The organism is Dietzia sp. CW19, from assembly GCF_014145265.1.
Classification (GTDB): Bacteria; Actinomycetota; Actinomycetes; order Mycobacteriales; family Mycobacteriaceae; genus Dietzia; species Dietzia natronolimnaea.
In genome coordinates, this window is sequence record NZ_JAALEE010000166.1 from 1 (window position 1) to 5,302 (window position 5,302).

General features: G+C 69.6%; 6 protein-coding genes. 2 read left to right on the forward strand and 4 right to left on the reverse strand.

Translation table 11 applies throughout. From position 1 onward, the window contains the following. From G6021_RS05785 to glyA, 3 genes are all read right to left on the reverse strand, one after another. A partial coding sequence (locus tag G6021_RS05785; protein ID WP_182640838.1) for a LysR substrate-binding domain-containing protein occupies positions 1-392 on the reverse strand: 392 nt, incomplete at its 3' end. 35 nt (positions 393-427) lie between these two features. Continuing rightward, positions 428-1,042: a TetR/AcrR family transcriptional regulator gene (locus G6021_RS05790; RefSeq protein WP_107749135.1), complete on the reverse strand. Its 615-nt coding sequence runs from the start codon at positions 1,040-1,042 to the stop codon at positions 428-430. Between the two features lie 107 nt (positions 1,043-1,149). Further along, a complete protein-coding gene (gene glyA, locus G6021_RS05795; protein WP_182640102.1) occupies positions 1,150-2,454 on the reverse strand; it encodes a serine hydroxymethyltransferase in 1,305 nt (434 codons plus the stop codon). Positions 2,455-2,590: 136 nt separating this feature from the next. Between glyA and coaA the strand changes: the two genes are divergently transcribed. After that, positions 2,591-3,523, forward strand: coding sequence for a type I pantothenate kinase (coaA, locus tag G6021_RS05800; RefSeq protein WP_182609522.1), 933 nt, complete (start codon positions 2,591-2,593; stop codon positions 3,521-3,523). Between the two features lie 17 nt (positions 3,524-3,540). Here the strand turns inward: coaA and G6021_RS05805 are convergent, their stop codons facing one another. Continuing rightward, entirely contained in the window at positions 3,541-4,671 is a 1,131-nt protein-coding gene (locus G6021_RS05805; RefSeq protein ID WP_182609521.1) for a tocopherol cyclase family protein, read from the reverse strand. A gap of 37 nt (positions 4,672-4,708) precedes the next feature. On the opposite strand from G6021_RS05805, the gene G6021_RS05810 reads away from it, so the two are divergent. Further along, positions 4,709-5,197, forward strand: a complete 489-nt coding sequence (locus tag G6021_RS05810) for a PH domain-containing protein (protein ID WP_182609525.1) — start codon at positions 4,709-4,711, stop codon at positions 5,195-5,197. Positions 5,198-5,302 lie beyond the last annotated feature (105 nt).

The window sequence follows — 5,302 nt, forward strand, 5'->3', positions numbered from 1 at the left end:
GCGGCCGACACCTCGTCCGGGGTCGCGGCGATCGCGTCGACGGGGTCGAGCCACTGCTCGCCCTCGAGGTCCGCCACGGCCACCGTGTCGAACGCGGCCAGCTCGTGATCCTTCTCCGCGAGCACCGCCATGGTCTCGGTGTACAGCGGCGCCCTGAGCAGGCCGGGCGGCGAGGATCGCGGGGCCGCGTCGGGTTCGCGGAGGAAGATCACGTCGAACCCCACGTCCCCGGCGACCCGGGCCAGCGCCGAGCGCGGATCCCCCGAGCGCCGCGCCGAGATCGGCACCTCGGGATTGCGCTCGCGCCACCGGGTGAGCCACTTGTCGGGCTGCACGCCCGGGACGTAGCCGATGGCCAGGCTCCGCCGGTCCGGACCGGTATCCTCGTTCACCCCTCAACGGTAGCCGCTGCTCCGTGAACCCCGGATCAGTGCACCAACCGTGAACAGGCATCTGCCACCGAATCGCCGATCGCGGTGAGGGGCCGCACCCCATCCGGCCGGTACCAGGTCCACACGGAGCTGACCATTCCCAGAATCAGCCGTCCCAGCTCCTCCTCGTCCCGCCGTGGGAACTCACCGGAGTCCATTCCGCGCGCCAGCAACGAGATCCAGTCCTGCTCCACCGCGCGCGAGTGCTCCACCGCCGTCTGGCGCTCTTCCTCTTCTCGCTCAGTGGAACGCGTGGTCTCCAGGATGCCGACGTGGTGCACCAGAATTCGGGCTTGAAGCGCCTCACTGGCGGTGACGTCGTATACACCTCGCACCGCGGCCCGCAGAGCCGATTCAGCATCCACGGAGTCCTTCACGGCCTCAGAGAAGCGCCGATGAGAGTGGTCGAGCTCGGTACTCATGATCGTGAGCAGGCAGTGAGCTTTGGATTCAAAGTAGTGATATAGCGCTGTCTGACCGATTCCCACCTCGTGCGCGATCGTCGCCCACTTGGTGTGCTCGTATCCAGCAGATCCGAAGTGGTCGACCGCGACCCGGAGAATCGCCTTCCTCTTGGACCTGGAACTCTCCATCCTGGCGTGCTGCACCATCCCTCATCCCCCTGACCGTGGCCTCGAACCTCGCGGTTCGGAGTACGTCGCATCCGACTCGGAACCATCCACTCCGGCGCCCCCTGCGCTTGGCCCGCCCCCTACGCTCAGCCCAGGATCGTCCAGTCCTCGAGGCCCTCGTACAGCGGCTTGGCCGCGGCCAGCGCGGACACGCGTCCACGCAGGGCGGTGATGTCGGCGTCCGTACCCGCCGCGAGGGCGGTGCCGATGATGTCCGCGACCTCGCGGAAGTCCTCGGCCCCGAAACCACGGGTGGCCAGCGCGGGCGTACCGATCCGCAGACCGGAGGTCACCATCGGCGGACGGGGGTCGAACGGCACGGCGTTGCGATTGACGGTGATGCCGACCTCGTGGAGGAGGTCCTCGGCCTGCTGGCCGTCGAGGTCGGACTCGCGCAGGTCCACCAGCACCAGGTGGACGTCGGTCCCTCCGGTGAGGACGGACACGCCGGCCTGGCGGCAGTCGTCGGCCATGAGCCGCTCGGCGAGGATCTTGGCGCCCTCGATGGTCCGCTGCTGCCGCTCGCGGAACTGCTCGGTGCCGGCGATCTTCATGGCGGTGGCCTTGGCGGCGATCGCGTGCATGAGCGGCCCGCCCTGTTGACCGGGGAACACGGCGGAGTTGAGCTTCTTGAACAGCTCGAGGTCGTTGGTGAGGATCATGCCGGAACGCGGCCCGCCCAGGGTCTTGTGGACGGTGGTGGACACGACGTCGGCGTGCGGAACGGGGCTCGGGTGCAGTCCCGCGGCCACCAGGCCGGCGAAGTGCGCCATGTCCACCCAGAGCTTGGCGCCGACCTCGTCGGCGATCTCGCGGAACTTCGCGAAATCCAGGGTCCGCGGGTAGGCCGACCAGCCGGCGATGATGACATCCGGCTTCTCCGCGAGGGCCATCTCGCGGACGGTGTCCATGTTGACCTGCATGGTCTCCGGGTCCACCTCGTAGGCGGCGACCTCGTACAGCTGGCCTGAGAAGTTGAGCTTCATCCCGTGGGTGAGGTGACCACCGTGGGCCAGGGACAGGCCCATGATCTTCGAACCCGGCTTCGCGAGCGCCATCAGCACGGCGGCGTTGGCCTGGGCACCGGCGTGCGGCTGCACGTTCGCGTACTTGGCGCCGAACACCTCCTTGGCGCGGTCCCGTGCCAGGTTCTCCACCACGTCGACGTGCTCGCACCCGCCGTAGTAGCGCCGACCCGGGTAGCCCTCGGCGTACTTGTTGGTGAGCACCGATCCCTGAGCCTGCAACACCGAGCGCGGCACGAAGTTCTCGGACGCGATCATCTCCAACGTGTCGCGCTGACGCGCCAGCTCGCCGGCCATCGCCTCGGCGACCTCCGGGTCCAACTCGGACAGGGAGGCGGTGAACACATCGGTGTTCGGGTCGGTCATCGTTGCTCCTCGCGCGTGGGCTTCTCACTTCGTACGAATCGTGTCGGGGCCACGGCTCGTCTCGTCGTCGTCGTCAGTCTAGTGCCAGGGCACCTGGAGGCCTCTCCCCCGTGGGCACCTGACACAATCAGCAATCGTGAGCAGACATGCCGGCGACTACACGCCGTACGTGGAGTTCGACCGCCGGAGTTGGCGTCGGTTGCGGCGAGCCATGCCGATGGTGCTCACCGAACAGGACCTCGAGGGACTGCGCGGTCTGGGCGAACACCTGGACCTGGACGAGATCGCGGAGATCTACCTGCCGCTCAGCCGGCTCATCCACCTCCAGGTATCGGCCCGCCAGCGCCTGTTCCAGTCCACCAACCTGTTCCTCGGTGAGACCGTGGACGCCCCCATGCCGTTCGTGATCGGGGTGGCCGGCTCGGTGGCGGTGGGCAAGTCCACCTCCGCCCGTGTGTTGCGCGCGCTGCTGACCCGCTGGGACTCCCACCCCCGGGTGGACCTCATCACCACCGACGGCTTCCTGTACCCCAACCGTGAACTCCAGCGGCGCCAGCTCATGCACCGCAAGGGCTACCCCGAGTCCTACGACCGGCGTGCGCTGTTGAGGTTCGTCACCGAGGTCAAATCGGGTGCCCCGGTCGTCCGCGCGCCCGTGTACTCGCACACCAAGTACGACATCGTCCCCGACGAGTTCATCGAGGTGAAGCGCCCGGACATCCTCATCGTCGAGGGACTGAACGTGCTGCAGACGGGCCCCCGACTGATGGTCTCGGACCTGTTCGACTTCTCGCTCTACGTGGACGCGAAGATCGAGGACATCGAGAAGTGGTACGTCGAGCGCTTCCTCGAACTGCGCAGCACGTCGTTCTCCAACCCCAACTCGCACTTCGCGCACTACGCGGATCTGTCCGACCAGGCGGCCCGGCTCGCCGCCCGCGAGATCTGGATGTCGATCAACCGCCCGAACCTGGTGGAGAACATCCTGCCGACCCGGCCGCGCGCGACGCTGGTGCTGCGCAAGAACTCGGACCACTCCATCCAGCGGCTGCGCCTGCGCAAGATCTGACGCGCTCCCGGGTTCGTTCACTCCGGCGCGGCGCCCGTCTCCCCCACGGGTACGCCACGCCGCCGCAACTCGGCCTCGGCGCGGTCCAGCCCCCCGTGCTCGAGTGCGGCCTGTGGACTGTGATCGCTCCAGACATGGCGCCCGAACCGGCTCACCTCCACCTCGAGCTCACCGGACAGGTGCTCGATCGCGCCCGCCGAGTTCCGCTTCTCCGACGGCAACGGCACGGGCAGCACGTGCGCCCGACCCAGGGGCGCCCGCCCGGTCACGCGGATCCGCCAACCGTAACCGCGCCCCTCGAGTGCCCAGACGTCATCAGCGACCCGCGCCCGGACCGGCGAGACCACGGGGTTTCCCAGCCGGATCACCCGACCATCCGGAAGTCGCACCACGAGGGCGGTGACCTCGGTGCGCAGCGGGCCCGAATGGATCTGCCCGCCGGCGAAGGCCACGCAGGTGTCCGGTTCGGAGAATCCCTGCGCCTGCCCCCACCACCAGGAGTCCGGAAAGCCCTCGGCGCCCCAGTTCTTCTCCCCGTAGACATCGGCGCCGTCGAACTCCCAGTGCCGGCCGTCCAGCTCCGCCCAGCCCCGCGCCCGACCGCCGAGCAACCACGGGTGCCAGTACTGGTTGAGGGCGGGAACGGCCTGGAAGACGCTCGACCCACCGACGGCCCGGTGCGGCCACTCCACGGGATCGGTGATCTCCACGTGGAGGCGGGCCCCCTCGCCCATGTCCACGGTCACCCCGTCCGGTCGGTACTCGAACCGATCCCCGGAGCGGGCCCCCAGGCGGTCGGGATCGGCCCACCCCTCGGGCGCGGCGGCCAGCCGGAGAGACGACGACGTGCCCGACCTCGCGGGTGGCGTCCCCGCCTCGGTAGATGACGACGACGAGGTCGCGCCGACGCCCGGCCGGGGGGCCCCGATCTCCCCGGGCCGGGGAGGCACCTCGTCGGACGCCAGGCCGAGCGTCGCCCAGTGCCCGTCCGGCCCCCGGTTGATCCCGATGAGCGCGATCAGGGCGCGGCCGCGGTCGCGGTCGGTCACGCGGAGGAAGTATCCCTCCATGGCCACCCCGTGCGCGCGAAGCGGATCGCCGAAGGGCAGGTCTGCGCCGGTGGCCCGGTAGCGCCGGTGAAGTGTCATGCACGCCAGCGTTCCACAGGGCCCTATGTTGGACACCGTGAACTCGTCATCGATCGGACTCAGGCCACCACGTCACCGCGTCGACCCGCGGTGTCGGCGCTGGTGGACGGCGCAGGTCGCACTGTGGATGGCGGGGCCGTTGGTGGTGGCCGTGGTCCTGGGCCTTGTCCTGTTCCCCTGGGTCCTGCTCGTGGCGGCGGGGTGGGCGGCCGCGACCGCCGTGGCACTGGTCGCGGTACCCCGGGTGCGCTGGGCCATCCACCGGTGGGAAGCGACCGACACGGCGATCTACAGCCGTAGTGGCCTGTTCTGGGAGGAATGGAGGGCCGCGCCGCTCTCCCGGGTGCAGACCGTCGACAAGACCCGCGGTCCACTGCAGCGTCAGTTCGGGTTGGCCACCGTCGTCGTCACCACCGCCTCCTCCTCGGGCGCGGTCCGCATCAGCGCCCTCGACGCCGCGCAGGCCGAGGAGATGGTCGACAGGTTGACGCTCCTGGCCGAGGACGACCAGCGGGACGCGACGTGACCACGCCCGGGTCGCAGCACTTCGCGGCATCGCGGCCCGACCCCGCGGAGCCCGCCCCCGAATGGCTGCCGCTCGACCGGCGGACCATCGCCGCGAGCACCGTCG

Coding starts and splice junctions, on each gene's coding strand:
- G6021_RS05790 (WP_107749135.1), bottom strand. CDS start 1,042: ATGGTGCAGCACGCCAGGATGGAGAGTTCCAGGTCCAAGAGGAAGGCG.
- glyA (WP_182640102.1), bottom strand. CDS start 2,454: ATGACCGACCCGAACACCGATGTGTTCACCGCCTCCCTGTCCGAGTTG.
- G6021_RS05805 (WP_182609521.1), bottom strand. CDS start 4,671: ATGACACTTCACCGGCGCTACCGGGCCACCGGCGCAGACCTGCCCTTC.